At 65.5% G+C, this 14,642-nt stretch carries 11 protein-coding genes and 1 pseudogene; all 12 read right to left on the reverse strand.

Features of this window, described 5'->3' with window-relative positions:
- Positions 1–39: 39 nt before the first annotated feature.
- Positions 40–2,013 (reverse strand): fructose-specific PTS transporter subunit EIIC, encoded by a 1,974-nt coding sequence (locus tag ABCN07_RS04295; protein ID WP_343005527.1) that lies wholly within the window; start codon positions 2,011–2,013, stop codon positions 40–42.
- A gap of 138 nt (positions 2,014–2,151) precedes the next feature.
- The gene (pfkB, locus tag ABCN07_RS04300; RefSeq protein ID WP_343005528.1) at positions 2,152–3,057 is read right to left on the reverse strand and encodes a 1-phosphofructokinase; all 906 of its coding nucleotides are present in this window, start codon (positions 3,055–3,057) and stop codon (positions 2,152–2,154) included.
- The gene (locus tag ABCN07_RS04305; RefSeq protein ID WP_343005530.1) at positions 3,054–3,824 is read right to left on the reverse strand and encodes a DeoR/GlpR family DNA-binding transcription regulator; all 771 of its coding nucleotides are present in this window, start codon (positions 3,822–3,824) and stop codon (positions 3,054–3,056) included. The genes pfkB and ABCN07_RS04305 overlap by 4 nt, the downstream gene beginning before the upstream one ends.
- 380 nt (positions 3,825–4,204) lie before the next feature.
- A pseudogene (locus tag ABCN07_RS04310) lies at positions 4,205–4,312 on the reverse strand (phosphoribosyl-AMP cyclohydrolase); the annotation flags it as partial.
- 711 nt (positions 4,313–5,023) lie between these two features.
- Complete coding sequence (locus ABCN07_RS04315) at positions 5,024–5,734, reverse strand: ABC transporter ATP-binding protein (RefSeq protein ID WP_293814660.1); 711 nt, start codon at positions 5,732–5,734, stop codon at positions 5,024–5,026.
- A 3-nt stretch (positions 5,735–5,737) separates the two neighbouring features.
- Positions 5,738–6,658 (reverse strand): ABC transporter ATP-binding protein, encoded by a 921-nt coding sequence (locus ABCN07_RS04320; RefSeq protein ID WP_343005531.1) that lies wholly within the window; start codon positions 6,656–6,658, stop codon positions 5,738–5,740.
- Positions 6,651–7,766 (reverse strand): branched-chain amino acid ABC transporter permease, encoded by a 1,116-nt coding sequence (locus ABCN07_RS04325; protein WP_343005532.1) that lies wholly within the window; start codon positions 7,764–7,766, stop codon positions 6,651–6,653. The genes ABCN07_RS04320 and ABCN07_RS04325 overlap by 8 nt, the downstream gene beginning before the upstream one ends.
- Before the next feature lie 4 nt (positions 7,767–7,770).
- Positions 7,771–8,652 (reverse strand): branched-chain amino acid ABC transporter permease, encoded by an 882-nt coding sequence (locus ABCN07_RS04330; RefSeq protein ID WP_343005533.1) that lies wholly within the window; start codon positions 8,650–8,652, stop codon positions 7,771–7,773.
- 189 nt (positions 8,653–8,841) lie between these two features.
- A complete protein-coding gene (locus ABCN07_RS04335) occupies positions 8,842–10,080 on the reverse strand; it encodes an ABC transporter substrate-binding protein (protein ID WP_343005534.1) in 1,239 nt (412 codons plus the stop codon).
- A 377-nt stretch (positions 10,081–10,457) separates the two neighbouring features.
- A complete protein-coding gene (locus ABCN07_RS04340) occupies positions 10,458–11,810 on the reverse strand; it encodes a DegT/DnrJ/EryC1/StrS family aminotransferase (protein ID WP_343005535.1) in 1,353 nt (450 codons plus the stop codon).
- Complete coding sequence (locus tag ABCN07_RS04345; protein WP_343005536.1) at positions 11,810–13,033, reverse strand: hypothetical protein; 1,224 nt, start codon at positions 13,031–13,033, stop codon at positions 11,810–11,812. The genes ABCN07_RS04340 and ABCN07_RS04345 overlap by 1 nt, the downstream gene beginning before the upstream one ends.
- A 228-nt stretch (positions 13,034–13,261) precedes the next feature.
- Positions 13,262–14,473 (reverse strand): NlpC/P60 family protein, encoded by a 1,212-nt coding sequence (locus ABCN07_RS04350; protein WP_343005537.1) that lies wholly within the window; start codon positions 14,471–14,473, stop codon positions 13,262–13,264.
- Positions 14,474–14,642: the final 169 nt, after the last annotated feature.

The following is a 14,642-nucleotide window of genomic DNA, read 5'->3' on the forward strand; positions in this document are numbered from 1 at the left end:
GGCGCCCCACCCCCGTAGGGCGCCCGCGTCCGCGCGCCCCTACTTCTCCAGACCGGACTCGCTGGCGTCCAGCGGCTTCTTCCAGAAGGAGAGGATGAGGCAGCCCACCACGGAGCCCACGAGGCAGGCAACGAGCCACATCGCGGGGTTGCCGATGACGGCGGCGACCCAGGCGCCACCGTGCGGGGCGGGGCTGGTGCAGCCAAAGGCCGCGGAGAGGCCGCCGGCGATGGCGGAGCCAATGATGCAGCTGGGCAGGACGTGGCCAGGGTCAGCGGCGGCGAACGGAATGGCGCCCTCGGAGATGAAGGAGAGTCCCATGATGTAGTTCACGAGGCCGGCGTTGCGGTCCTGCTTGGTCCAGCGGTTCTTGAAGAACGTGGTGGAAAGGGCGATGACCAGCGGCGGAACCATGCCGCCCACCATGACGGAGGCCATGATGACCTGGCCGGTGGTGCCAAGGCCGGAGCTGGGATCAAGGGCGGCGGTGCCAAACACGTAGGCAGCCTTGTTGAAGGGGCCGCCCATGTCGACGGACATCATGCCGCCGAGGACGAGGCCGAGAACCACGATGTTGCTCGTGCCGAGACCGGCGAGAAATCCGTTAAGCGCGGTGTTGATCGCGGCGAAGACCGGGTTGAGCGCGAGCATCACGACGCCAATGGCGAGCGTGCCAAGGACGGGGTAGATCAGCATCGGTTTGATGCCCTCGAGCGAGCTCGGGAGCTTGTCGCAGGCGCGCTCGATGCCCAGGGTGAGGTAACCGGCAGCGAAGCCCGCGAAGAGCGCCGCGATGAAGCCGCCGGAGACGAGCGTGGTCGCGTCGAGCGTTCCCAGGTAGGCGAAGTCATAGCCAGCCTTGGCGAAGAGGCCGCCGACGAAGCCAGGAGCGAGGCCCGGACGATCCGCGATGGAACTCGCGATGTAGCCTGCGAGGATCGGGAGCATGAGGCCGAATGCCTCACCACCGATGGTCTTGAACAGGGCCGCAGCCGGGATCGAGGAGCCATAGGCCGAGGTGCCGAGGCCAGGCTGGTCAACGAGGAACGCGATGGCGGTGAGGATGCCGCCGCCGATCACGAACGGCAGCATGTGGGAGACGCCGTTCATGAGGTGCTTGTAGATCTTGTGCCAGGTCGACTCGCCGTCAGAGGTCGCGGCGGGAGCGGCAGCGCCACCGGCGTTGTGGTGGATGGGCGCGCGACCCTCCATGACCTCGTTGATGAGGGCCTCGGGCTCGTTGATGCCACGGGAGACCGGGCAGCTGAAGAGCGGCTTGCCGTCGAAACGGGAAAGCTCAATGTTCTTGTCGGCGGCGATGATGACGCCCTTGGCACCGGCGATGTCCTCGGCCGAGAGGACGTTCTTGGCGCCCGCGGAGCCCTGGGTCTCGACCTTGATGCGCAGGCCCATCTCCTTGGCCTTGTTCTCGAGGGCCTCGGCAGCCATGTAGGTGTGGGCGATGCCGGTCGGGCAGGCGGTGATGGCGACGAGGTCATAGCCCTCGGCGTCAGCGGTGGCGGCAGCAGCGGCCTTCGCATTCTCGGCAGCAAGCTTGGCGTCCTCGGCGGCGTCGATGACGGCGAGGAACTCCTCCGAGGTCTTGGCGGCACGGAGCTTGTTGCAGAACTCCGGGTCCATCAGCAGCATCGAGAGGCGCGAGAGGACCTCGAGGTGGACGTCGGCCTTCGTGTCGGGAGCGGCGATGAGGAACATGAGCGTGGTAGGCAGGCCGTCCGGCGCGTCGTAGTCGACGCCCTCGGGCAGCGTCATCGCGGCGAGGCCCGGTGCAGAGACGGCGGCCGTCTTGGCGTGTGGGATCGCGATGCCCTCGCCAAGCGCCGTGGAACCGAACGACTCGCGCGCATGGACGGCCTCGGTGTAGGCGTCAACGTCGACGACGTTGCCCCGGGTCTCCATCAGCTTGACGAGCTTGGCGATGGCATCGTCCTTGTCAGACGCGACACCCCCGATCTTGACGGCCTCAGGCTTGAGCAGACTGGTGATTCTCATTACTCAACCTTTCTCTCCCGGGCGCATGCCCGGACGATATTCGCAGCACCAACTCGCAGGAACGGTGCGGCAGGACAGAAGGGCCGGAGCGCCGCGCGCGAGCGCAAGGGAGAGGGGCGCTCCGGCAAGGAGGAGGAACTAGTGGGAGCTTGCCATGAGCGCCTCGACCTCAGGACGCGTGGCGAGGTGGTCGGAGAAGGCACTGGCGGAGCCGCTGGCAAGAGCCATGCGGAAGGCCGTCTCGTAGGAGCCCGTCTCCATGAGGCCCGCAAGGAAGCCGGCGACGCTCGAGTCGCCCGCGCCCACGGAATTCACGACGGTACCCTTGGCGGCGGGACTCTGGAAGACCTGGCCGTCGGCCGCGACGAGCACGCCGCCCTCGCCCGCCATGGAGACGAGCACGTTCTGGGCGCCGGCCTCCTGCATGCGCTTGGCATACGGGACGACCTCGTCGCGGGTCTTGAGGGTCACGCCGTAGATGTCGCCCAGCTCGATGTTGTTGGGCTTCACGAGGAAGGGCTTGTAGGGAAGGACGCGCGTGAGCAGGTCGCGCTCGGCGTCGACCACGATGCGGACGCCGCGGCCGTCGAGGCGCGCCATGATACGCTCGTACATGTCGCCGGGAAGCGTGTTGGGCACGGAACCGGAGATGACGAGGGTGTCGCCCTCGCCCAGGACGTCGAGCTTGGCGCAGAGCTCCTCGATGTTCTCCTCGGTGATGAGCGGGCCCTGGCCGTTGAGTTCGGTCTCCTCGTTGCTCTTGATCTTGGCGTTGATGCGGCTCATGCCCTCGGCGACCTCGATGAAGTCGGCGGAGACGCCAGCCTCGCTCACGCGACGGGCAATCTCGGCGCCCGTAAAGCCGGCGAGAAAGCCGAGCGCACGGGAGGCGTGGCCGAGGTTGCCCAGGACGATGGAGACGTTGATGCCCTTGCCACCGGGGAGAACCTGCTCGTAGGTGGTGCGGTTGATCACGCCGAGGCGCATGTCGTCCACGCGGACGATGTAGTCGAGCGAGGGATTGAACGTTACGGTGCAGATCATGCGAATACCTCCACGACGTTGGAGAGGGCAGAAATGGCGGGGTCAACGGCGCCGCAGGTGACGAGCGTCGCGTCCTCGAAGCGGGAGAAGGTGACCGGCGTCACGACGCCGATCTTGCTGGCGTCTGCCAGGACGAAGCGCTCGCGGGCGTGCTTCATCGACTCGAGCTTGACCATGGCCTCGCTCGCGTCCGGCGTGGTGAAGCCCTGCTCGACCGTGACGCCGTTCGCGCCCCAGAATCCCTTGGAGAAGTTGTAGCGAGAGAGCGCGTCGAGCGCGCCGGGGCCCACGATGGCCTCCGTGCCAGCCTTGACGTCGCCGCCGATGACGATCGTGCGGGCGCCGCGGTTGGCGAGCGCGAGCGCCAGGGAGACGGAGTTGGTGACGAAGGTCGCGAGGCAGGCGGTGTCCGAGAGGTGCTCAACGATGGCCTGCGTGGTGGAGCCGGAGTCAAGGTAGACAAAGTCATCCGGCTGGATCTGAGCTGCTGCCCAGGCGGCCAGCACGTGCTTCTCGGGCGTGTGGAGGTCGCGCTTCTCGGCCATGGTGGGCTCGACGGCGACGAAGGGCGCGGGCGTAAGCGCGGTCTCGACGCTGGTGGCGCCGCCATGCACCTTCACGAGAAGACCGGCACCTTCGAGTCGATCGAGGTCACGGCGAATCGTGGACTCTGACGTGTCGAACAGGTTGGCGAACTCCGCGACGGAAACCGTGGCGTTCTCCGCGACCATCTCGACCATACGCTGGCGACGTTCCTCGGCGAGCATGACGCTCCTTCAGCCGGCTCTAGCCGTGGGGCCTGAGTGCCCGTGGGCCTGAGCTTTCGCATCTTACAATGCGTACTATTGCACACTTCTGCGCAGATTTGAGCAATAGTGTGCAAACTCACGCAAAAGCGAGCGTGAGCGGTCGGTTATCGCCGGCGAACGGTAGCAATCAGGCCGACACGCCCGAGTCATCGGACGCATCGGCCTGATTGGCCTTGCTCATATGTCAGCGCGGGAACCGCGATTTACTCACGCGCGTGCGCGGTTTTGCGCACCGCCGCGTGGGCCCTACTTCATGTGCGCGTTGAGCTCACCTGCGAGCTCGTCGAGGGTCTCGCCGATGTTTCAGGACTGGACGTTCGCGGTGTGCACTCCCATGGTTAGTCCTCCTCGGAAACGGTCTTGAAGAAGCAGCTGCGGTTGCCGGTGTGGCATGCCGGGCCCGGCGAGTCCACCTTCGCGAGCGGCGTGTCGTTGTCGCAGTCAGCCGTGTGGTTTCTAGGCTCAGAACACCCACCAAAAACGAATTCGATAGCTAAGTAGGGGCCTGATTGGCAACCCGCAAAGTAGACCGCCGGCATGCGATAAATTTACCTGTATGTTATATACCTCAACTTGGGGTTCTACTTTAGGTAACTCGATTCAGCCCCCTACTTAGCGGGTGAAATGGCAACTGGCCCTCCGCAAAATGGCAATTGGCCCTCCGCAACTGATGCGTGATGAGGCGAATCGAGAACCGGGCGTTGTGGAAACGCGTGGACGCACCCAAGATGCCACTCGGGAAATGCGAGCTCTGCTTGTTCGCCGTGGGCGGCTGCTCCGTGGATGGCTGACCCGCGGGTGGCTGACCCGTGGATGGCTACCCTGTGGGCGGCTGCTCCGTGGGTGGCCGCGCCGTGGGTGGCCGCTCGTGATTCGGCCGCGGCAGGGCGAACAAAAGAAAGGGTCGGCTCCCGAAAGAAGCCAACCCTTTCCTGTAATCTGCATAGCTCTCGCTCATTCGCGACTTCGGGCGCGGCGTTTTCCTGCCGCCGGATCGCAATCATCGCGGCCTCGGCCAAGGCGCGTTTGCCCCAGTACCGCACATCCCAGCTCGTTCGCCCCGCACCGCACGTTCCCGGCGCGGCCGCCGCACCAGCCCGCAGTCGCCGAGAGACAACCACCGCTCGCGAACGCACCCCCCGTCGGTGCATAACGCATCAGCCACCGAGATAGGCCTGCTTCACGCGATCGTCGTTCGCAAGGTCAGCGGCGTCGCCGCTCATCGACACGCGACCGGTCTCAAGCACGTACGCGCGATCCGCGACGGAAAGCGCCATGCGCGCGTTCTGCTCGACCAGCAAAACCGTAGTGCCCGTATCATGCAGGCTCTTGATGATGTTGAAGATCTCCTGCACGAGAATGGGGGCGAGGCCCATCGAGGGCTCATCAAGCATGAGAAGACGCGGCTTGCTCATGAGCGCGCGACCCATGGCGAGCATCTGCTGCTCGCCGCCGGAAAGCGTACCGGCGCTCTGGCCCTCGCGTTCCTTCAGACGAGGGAAACGGTCGAAAACCATCTCGAGCGAATCGGCGATCTCCGCAGAGTCACGGCGCGTGAAGGCGCCCATCTCGAGGTTCTCGCGAACGCTCATCTGCAGGAACACGCGCCTGCCCTCGGGACAGAGGGCCATGCCCTTGCCCACGATGGTGTGAGGCGGCACGCCCAGAAGGCTCTCGCCCTCGAACTCGACCTTGCCCTCGCGCGGCTTCAGGAGACCTGCGACGGTGTTGAGCGTCGTGGACTTTCCGGCGCCGTTCGCGCCGATCAGGGTTACGATCTCGCCCTCCTCCACGTCGAAGGAGATACCCTTCACCGCGTGGATGGAGCCGTAGTAGACGTTGAGGTCCTCAACGTGAAGAATGCTCATGCCTTAGGCCTCCTCGTCAGTCGTGGTCGCAGACGCGGCAGCAGCAGCGGGAGCGTCATCCTGCTTGCCGAGATACGCCTCGATGACCAGCGGATTGCTCTGGATCTGTTCGGGCGTACCCTTTGCGATGATCTTGCCGAAGTTCAGGACGGCGATGCCCTCGCAAATGCCCATGACAAGGTCCATGTCGTGCTCGATGAGCATGATGGCGATCTGGAACTCGTCGCGAATCTTGCGGATGTTATCCATAAGCTCGGCCGTCTCGGACGGGTTCATGCCAGCGGCAGGCTCGTCGAGCAGCAGGAGCTTCGGGTTGGTGGCCAGCGCTCGGACGATCTCGAGCCTGCGCTGGGCGCCATAGGGCAGCGAACCCGCGATGTGGTTCGCATAGACGCCCATGTCGAAGAAGTCGAGCAGCTCGAGGGCACGCTCATGCATCTTCTTCTCGGCGGACCAATACGAGGGGAGGCGCAGCACGGCGCTCACGGCGCTCTCCTTGATCTGGTTGTGCAGGCCGATCTTGACGTTGTCCTCGACGGTCAGCGACGAGAAGAGACGGATGTTCTGGAACGTACGCGCGACGCCAAGGCGGCTCGCAGCGGCAGCATCCATGCCGGCCGTATCGGTGCCGTCAAGCATGACCATGCCACGCGTGGGGTTATAGACCTTGGTCAGCAGGTTGAAGACCGTGGTCTTGCCGGCGCCGTTCGGGCCGATGAGGCCGGCGATCTCGGTCTTGCCAACGGTGAAGTTGAAGTCATCGACCGCACGGAGACCACCGAAATCAATGCCGAGGTGGCGGCACTCGAGGACGGGACGATCGTAGAGATCGCGCTCGGGGATGATCGCGTCGCTCGGCAGCGGCACCATCTTGGTGCGCTCGCGGCGCTCCGCGGCGTGGCGCGAGGATGCGTTGCTAGGCATCGGCCTCGCCTCCCTTCTCGGTCGCGTCGTCCTGCGACTTCACGGGCCTCTTGAACTTGGACTTCAGGCCACCTGCAAGCTGACGCAGCGTCGGGTTGTTGGAAACGATCATCACGAGGATCAGCACGACAGCGTAGATGAGCATGCGCCAATCGGAGATGGCGCGCAGCATCTCAGGCAGGACGGTAAGGAGCGCGGCGGAGATGATCGAGCCGCGAACGTTGCCCATGCCGCCGAGAACCACGAACACCAGCACCAGGATCGAGGTGTTGAAGTCGAACTTCTTCGGCACGATGGAGCTGTAGCCCATCGCATAGAAGCATCCGGCGGCACCTGCGAGCGCGGCGGCGACCACGAAGGCGATCATGCGGTACTTGGTGACGTTGATGCCCACGGACTCAGCGGCGATGCGGTTGTCGCGCACACTCATGATGGCGCGGCCGGTACGGCTGTTCACGAGGTTGAGCACGACAGTCACGGTAACGAGCACGAGCACGATGCCGATGGCGAACGTCGACATCTTGGTGATGCCCGTAGCGCCCTGCGGGCCGTTGATGAGCAGCGTGCCGCCCTGCATGCCAAGGGCCTTGGCGTCGGCAAGCGAGAAGTGCAGGCCTCTGCCATCGAGACCAACATACAGGTTGTTCAGGATGTTCTTAATGATCTCGCCAAACGCGAGGGTCACGATGGCGAGGTAGTCGCCACGCAGGCGCATGACCGGAATGCCGATGACAAAGCCGGCCACGCCCGCGATGACAGCGGCGATGACGAGCGCGAGCGCGTAAGCCAGAAGGGCGTTGTTGACGATACCGTTCACGAGGCTGAACGCGACGAAACCCGAGAACGCGCCCACGCTCATGAAGCCTGCGTGACCAAGCGACAGCTCGCCCGAAATGCCAACGACGAGGTTGAGCGACACGGCCATGCACACATAGGCGCAGATGGGAACCAGCTGGCCCGCGAGCGAGTTGGTCAGAATGCCCGTGGCCTCGAGCACCGTCATGAGGACGAAGAATCCGATAACGACGGCGTACGTGATGAGGTTGGACTGCAGTCGCTTGCTCATGCGGCGGGGAGCGGCTGCGGCGGTGGTGTTCTTGTCTGCCATGGCGCTACACCTTCTCCCTGACGGTCTTGCCGAGAAGGCCGGACGGCTTCACGAGCAGAACGACGATAAGGACGCCGAAGACGATGGCGTCAGCGAGCTGCGTGCCGACGTATGCCTTCGCGAAAATCTCGATGACCCCGAGGACGAGACCACCCACAAAGGCACCGGGAATCGAGCCGATACCACCGATGACCGCGGCAGTGAAGGCCTTGATTCCCGGAAGCGAGCCGGTGGTGGGGATCAGCGTCGGGTAGGCGGAGCACATGAGCACGCCGGCGACGGCAGCGAGGCCAGAGCCAATGGCAAACGTGAGCGAAATGGTCGAGTTCACGTTAATGCCCATGAGCGTGGCAGCGCCTCGGTCCTCGGAACAGGCGCGCATGGCCTTGCCCATACGAGTCTTGCCAGTGAACATCGTCAGACCGATCATGACGACGATGCCGGTGACGACCGTGACGATGGTGATGGCGCTCACCACGAGCTGCCCGTCGAACAGAGAAACGGACGGCAGGTTCACGACGGACGGGAACGACTTGGTGTCGGAGCCCCAGATGAGCAGCGCCGAGTTCTGCAGGAAGTAGCTCACGCCAATGGCGGTGATGAGCACGTCAAGCGACGGCGCGTTGCGAAGGGGCTTGTAGGCAAGGCGCTCGATAACGATACCCAGGACGGTGCAGCCGACGATGGAGAGCAGGACGCCCACTCCAGTGGGAAGTCCCAGGTAGTTCACGGCACAGAAGCAGATGTAGCCACCGACCATAATGATGTCGCCGTGAGCGAAGTTCAGCATCTTGGCGATGCCGTACACCATGGTGTAGCCCAGGGCGATGATCGCGTAGACGCTGCCGAGCGACAGGCCGTTGATGAGGTTCGTCAGAAAGCCCATGTCATGCCGCCTCCTTTCAAATCATGTCACCGAAACCGGTTCGCAACTGGCGCGGAACCTCCCGGCAACCCTTGTCTCCTACCGACGAGCGGGGACCATCAAGCCGATGGCCCCCGCTCGCTATTCACACTATTACGGACGACGCGTCTTAGACGGAACGTGCGAGACGCCCGCCCGATCGCTGCAGGACTAGTCCAGCGGCTGATACACGCCGCCCTTGATGACCATGCCCTTAGGATCCTTGGAGACCTCACCGGTCTCCTTCCAGGTCACGTTCTCGCCGGTGAGGCCAGAATAGGTGTAGCCGTCGACGATGGCCGCCTTGAGCTTGTCGCAGATGTCGGAGGCGCTCATATCGGGCGTGCAGCCGGTCTTCTCGAGGAGGTCCTTGATGACGTAGACGCAGTCATAGGCGTCAGCGGCGAACTGAATCGGCTCGTCACCATAGGCGTCCTTGTAGGCCTTGGTGAAGGCGGAGGTCTTCTCGTCGGTCGCGGTGGCGACGAACGGAGTCAGGAGCATGAGGCCCTCGGCGAGGGAGGTGTCGAAGCCCTCCACGGTGAGGATGCCGTCCATGCCGTCGCAACCGAAGAACTTCGGGGCATAACCCATGTTGGCAGCCTGGGTGAGGATGAGCGCGGCCGGGGTGTAGTAGATCGGGAGGAAGACGAGGTCAGCGCCGGCGTTCTTCGCGTCATTCAGCTGGACGGAGAAGTCCGTGGCGTTGTCGGCCGTGAACGTGGTGGTCGAGACGATGGTGAGGTTCTGCTCGGCAGCCTCGGCCTCGAACTTCTTGAAGATGCCGGTGGAGTAGGCATCGGAGTTGTCGTAGATGACGGCGATCTTGGTGCCGAGCTGCTTCTGCGCGAGGTACTGAGCGGACGCGGTGCCCTGGTTGGGATCCGTGAAGCACATCTGGTAGACGTTGTCCTTGCGCGGAGTGGTCACGTTGCCGTCGGCGTCAGCCTGGCCACCGATGACGTCGTTGGAAGAGGCGGATGGCGTCAGCTCAAAGACGTTGTCAGTGTTGGTCTCTGCGGAAACAGCCACGCACGGAGCGGTGGTAGTGGTGCCGACGAGGACCTGCAGGCCCCAGTCCTTCAGGTTGTTGTAGGCGTTGACGGACTTCTCCGGATCGTGCTCGTCATCCTGGCAGTTGTGCTCGAGCTGAATGCCACCAGCTGCGTTGATCTCGTCGACGGCGAGCTGGGCACCGTTCTTGGTGGCGGAGCCGTAGATGGCGTTGGCACCCGTCAGCGGGCCGATGTTGCCGATCTTGAACGCGCTAGCGGAACCGGAACCAGAGGCCGTGCTCGCGGAAGAGCCGGAGTTGCCGCAACCGGCAAGAGCGGTCGCGCTTAGAATGCTCGCGGCACCAGACAGCTTCACGAAGTTCCTACGAGTCATGTCAAAACGCTTGGACTCCATCTTTCATCCTCCTCGATACGGCCCGATGAGATGTTTTAGCGCACACGGTCAGGCCTCCCCCGAGCGCGTTGGTTAGCTATCCTAGCGTGCATAAAACGGATAGCAAGATGGAAACCCATAAGGTGAAAACGTTTTAACATCGCCGAAATATAAGCCCGGTCATGTAAGCGAATTCAATATAGGAAGTGACGCCGGCGGGGACGCCGACGCCACTTGACTGTGCCCATGTAGGGACGTGTCTATGCGGTTGGTGAAGCGGGGCGCACGGGAGCTGACGGCGGGACGCGGGGGCTGGCGGCGGGCCAGCGGCCGGGCACGAAGCCGGCGGGGCCAGCGGGCCGGCGGCGGGGCGGCGGCCGAGCGCAAAGCCGACGGGGCTAGCGAGCGGCCTCGATGACGAGGCGGGCGACCTCGCGGGCGCGCTCGGGCGAGACGTCCGTCGGGAGCGACACGGCACCCTCGCAGGCACGCGCGGTCTTCGGCCACGCGGCGAGCGTGCCGTCCCAGCCGTAGGCCTCGGGCTTCGTGACGCCCGGGAAGAGCGGCTCGCGATACCATGCGACCGCATAGAGTCCCGCGGCGCGCACGGACTTGATGGCGGCATCGGCACGCTCGGCGTCCTCGAGGAAGACCGGGAAGCGCAAAAGCGGCTGGGCATCCCCCGCGAAGGCAGCAGCGGGAACGCTCACGCCGGCGACGTCCGCGAACTCCTCGCAATAGGCAGCGACGGCCTCGCGGCGCTGGGCCTCATTGGCGTCGAGCCCCGCGAGCGCGGCGCGCGCGGTGTCGCAGACCCAATCGCCCGGGCGCTCGGGCGCGCTCGCGAGCCCTCCCGCAAGCTCGATCTCGCCGATCGCGGGCTCAAAGGCCCCGCTGGCCGTCAGGCGGCGGCGCAGCGCGTGGCTGATGCCGGCCGGCAGGTGATTGAGGACGCGGATCTGGTTGAGGTAGTGGCGCGCGGCCTTGGCGCGGCGAGTGTCGAGGACAGGCAGCGCCTCCAGGTGAGCGACGACGTCCGCGCCGAGGGGCGTGGCGGCGAACCCTGGGTTCACCCAGACGGCGCCGCCAAAGTGCGTCGGCAGCATCTTCTCGACGCCGAAGGAGTGGAAGGACAGGTCCGCGAGCGGCTTGCCCTCCGCATCGGTGGCGAGACGACCCACACAGTGCGCGCAGTCCTCGAGCACAACCGCCCCGCGCGCGTGAGCGGCGGAGGCGAGCGCGGCGTCCGCCTCGGGCGCCATAAGGCCGCAGGTGTGCTGCAGCATGACGGCGGAGGGCTCGCCGGCGAGCGTGGCGGGGATCGCAAGCGTGTCGGGGTCGATATCACAGAAGCGAGGGACGAGCCCCGCGGAGGTAATCGGGTCGACGGCGGTGCAGCAGGTGAAGAGCTGCGTGGCGACCTCGCGGCCGCCCGCCGCCGCGATGGCGTCGCAGGCGACACGCATCGCCTGACGCGCCTTGAACGTGAGGTGCCAGTCCTCGGGCCTCGTGCCGGAGCGCGCCGCCAGCATCTGGCGAACGGCGAGCTCGGAGGGGGTGTCCGCAGCAGGTGCCTCGGCCACGGCCGCGCCCGTGGCTCCCACTGGCTGCTCGGCGCACTTCTCGGCCACGGCCGCGACCTCGGCTCCCACGCGCTGCTCGGCGCACTTCTCGGCGGTGCCCGCGCCCGTGACTCCCACGCGCTGTTCGGCGCGCTTCTCGGCGGCGCCCGCGCCCTTCTCGGCCGCCATTAGGACAGGTCCCTCTTGCCGAAGTACTTGCGGAAGTCCACCACGTAGTGGACCCAGAGCTTGGCCATGTTCCACAGGCGCTTCGGGCTGTTGTCCTTCGCGCCGAAGATGGTCGTGCCGCACTTGCCCTGGCTCATGAGCTCGAGCGCGCGGCGCTTCTCCGGACCCTCCTCCACGTACTTGCGCACGACGCACTTGGGCACGCCGTACCAGAGGACCTCGTTGGTCGCGCGAACGGGCTCGAGCACGCCGCCGTCAAGGAGATCGTCGACGGCATAGCAGGCGAGGTTGTAGCCGGAGAGCGTCGTGAAGAAGCTACTGCGGCCGGCACGCGGGTTCACCTCGAACAGGCGGTAGGAGCCGTCGCGCGGGTCGTACTTCATGTCGATGTTGAAGAAGCCGCGGTAGCCGCTGTGGCCAAGCAGGCTCTCCACCGTGTCGTAGATGGCGTCGTCCGCGTACGACAGGATCGCGGCGTAGTTGCCGATCGCCATGGGCGAGTAGTCCTCGAGCAGCGGGTGACCGAGGCTCATGAGGGTCACGGTGCCGTCGCCGCGGACGTAGCCGTTGACCACGCGCATGTTGCGATCGTCGCCGGGGATGAAGTCCTGGATGATGAGGCGGCCCGGGTAGCCGGCCTCGTAAATGCGGCGGACGGTCTCCTCGAGCTCCTCAGGCGTGCCGAGGACGAAGGCCTTCTTCTGGCCCTCGAACGGGTGGGCGCGGTATGCCGGGGCATCGGAGGGCTTGAGCGCCACGGGGAAGCCGAAGGGCAGCTCGGGGACGGTCGGGCCGTCGGTCACGGCCGTCTTGGGATACGGGACGTGGCGCTCCTCGCAAAGCCGGTAGAAGCTCTCCTTGTCGTTCATGCGGTCGACGATGTCGCCGGAGGCGCACACGACGGCGTAGCGCGCGTCGAGGTCGTCCATCTGGTGCGAGAGCGCGACGGAGTAGTCGTCCCCGCAGGGAACGAGCAGCGGGACCACATCGCCGAAGCCGTCGGCCGCGGCGTTCAGGACCTCGGTGAGACGCGTGCCCTCGAGCAGGTCCGGCACGACGCGGACCTCGATGAACTTCGAGTTGGCCGTCGGCGTGAGGCCAAAGGTGCCGTACACCACGCACGTCGAGCCGAACTCCTCATAGAACGCGCGGGCCATGCCATATCCCGCAATCTCGGTCCCGAGAAGAACCGGGACGAACGGACGCCTATCCGTGCTGCTCATGCGCACTCCCTCCCGCGCCGGCACCGCCGGCATCGGATGTCTGAACGCGCGCCGGGTCGATCTCGACGCGCGGATCGGTCTTGCTTGCAGCCGCCGCGCGCGACGCAGCCGGCGCGGTGGCCCCACTTGCATCCGCCGCGCGCCAGCAGCGCGACGGGGTCTCACACTCACACGAAGGCGGGGCGCCCCGAAAGGCACCCCGCCAAAGTCTAGCTTTCTTCCGCCCCGTTAGACGATGGGGCCGCCGCCAACGAAGCTGCCCGACGAATAGTACACGCTGGCGATTTCGACGCCACCCCAGTTGGAGTGGATCATGAGGCCGCCGCCGATGCACATGCCAACGTGGGTGGTGCTGTTGACACCGCCGCCCCAGAACATGAGGTCACCCGCCTGGAGCTGGCTCTGATCCGTCGTCCAGCCACCGCCGTCGAGGCACCAGCCGATCATCGAGTTACCGCGACCGTTGCTCATGCGCTGACCGCGCGGGATGGAGATGCCGGCCTTCTTGTAGGCCCACCACACGAGGCCGGAGCAGTCGAACTCCTGGCCGGGAATGGCGTTGCCGGCCCACGAGTAGCTGACACCGAGCTGGGACTTGGCGGCGGCGATGGCGCCGGAGATGCCGGAGCCAAAGTCCTGGTTGCCGCTGGAGTGCGAGCCGGAGTTCGAGTTGCCGTTTGAGCCGGAGTTGCCGCCCGAGTTATTGCTCGAGCCGGAGTTGCCGGAGGCGGCGTTGTTCGAGCCGGCGCTGCTCGAGCCAGCGTTGCCGCCGGCGTTCGCGGCGGCCTCCGCCTCGGCCCTACGCTGGGCCTCCTCGGCGGCGAGTGCCTCCTGGACCTCGCTCGACAGTGAGCTCACATAGGACTGCTGCTGCTCGAGGGCACTCTGGATCTCGCCGGCCTTGTCCTGCGCGTCATCGACGAGCCTCTGCTGCTCCTCCTGCTGGGACTCGAGCTCGGCCTGCTTGGCGGCGAGTTCGGCCTGGACGCCCTGGACCTGGCTGATGACCTCGGCGTCAGACTCCGCCACGCGGTTCGCGTAGTAGACGCGGCTGACGAGGTCCTCGAAGCTCGAGGAGTCGAAGAGAATCGAGACGAGTGAGACACCGCCGGTCTTGTAGTTGGAGGAGACGCGGCCGGCGAGGGTGTCCTGCGCGGCGTCAAGCTCGGTCTGCTTCTGCGAGACCTCCTCCTGCGTGGAGGCGATCTGAGCTCGGGTGTCCTCGAGCTCCGCCTGGAGCTGCTCGAGCTCGGCGAAGGCGCTGTTAGCCTGCTCCTGGTACTTGGCGGTCTGGGCCTCGGCCTGCTGGAGCTGGGCCTGGAGGTCCGACGAAGACGCCGCGAGGGCGGCGGTGGGCGACGTGGCAAACAGAAGCCCCGCGGTAACAACGGTGACGACGAGGCGCTTGCCGACGGTGGGGGCTGTGCGTTTAAGGTTCATTGTCCCTCTCCTTTCGGGTGGTATCAGTATAGGCGAGGAATCCGCCGCGCCCAACCCCCGAAGACAGATGGCGTCACTGTATGCTCACACGGCCTGGTCAGGCGGCAATTTGGCCGTTGACGCCGGTGCCCCAGCGGCAGGCGACGTGTCGAGGCCCAGAGCAATCGCA

The sequence above is a fragment of the Collinsella sp. 1033st1_E11_1033SCRN_220408 genome (genome assembly GCF_039062465.1).
Taxonomy (GTDB): domain Bacteria; phylum Actinomycetota; class Coriobacteriia; order Coriobacteriales; family Atopobiaceae; genus Parolsenella.

Bases quoted from the DNA above. Each gene is read 5' to 3' on its own strand.
- ABCN07_RS04295 (WP_343005527.1), bottom strand. From the start codon at position 2,013: ATGAGAATCACCAGTCTGCTCAAGCCTGAGGCCGTCAAGATCGGGGGT.
- pfkB (WP_343005528.1), bottom strand. From the start codon at position 3,057: ATGATCTGCACCGTAACGTTCAATCCCTCGCTCGACTACATCGTCCGC.
- ABCN07_RS04305 (WP_343005530.1), bottom strand. From the start codon at position 3,824: ATGCTCGCCGAGGAACGTCGCCAGCGTATGGTCGAGATGGTCGCGGAG.
- ABCN07_RS04315 (WP_293814660.1), bottom strand. From the start codon at position 5,734: ATGAGCATTCTTCACGTTGAGGACCTCAACGTCTACTACGGCTCCATC.
- ABCN07_RS04320 (WP_343005531.1), bottom strand. From the start codon at position 6,658: ATGCCTAGCAACGCATCCTCGCGCCACGCCGCGGAGCGCCGCGAGCGC.
- ABCN07_RS04325 (WP_343005532.1), bottom strand. From the start codon at position 7,766: ATGGCAGACAAGAACACCACCGCCGCAGCCGCTCCCCGCCGCATGAGC.
- ABCN07_RS04330 (WP_343005533.1), bottom strand. From the start codon at position 8,652: ATGGGCTTTCTGACGAACCTCATCAACGGCCTGTCGCTCGGCAGCGTC.
- ABCN07_RS04335 (WP_343005534.1), bottom strand. From the start codon at position 10,080: ATGGAGTCCAAGCGTTTTGACATGACTCGTAGGAACTTCGTGAAGCTG.
- ABCN07_RS04340 (WP_343005535.1), bottom strand. From the start codon at position 11,810: ATGGCGGCCGAGAAGGGCGCGGGCGCCGCCGAGAAGCGCGCCGAACAG.
- ABCN07_RS04345 (WP_343005536.1), bottom strand. From the start codon at position 13,033: ATGAGCAGCACGGATAGGCGTCCGTTCGTCCCGGTTCTTCTCGGGACC.
- ABCN07_RS04350 (WP_343005537.1), bottom strand. From the start codon at position 14,473: ATGAACCTTAAACGCACAGCCCCCACCGTCGGCAAGCGCCTCGTCGTC.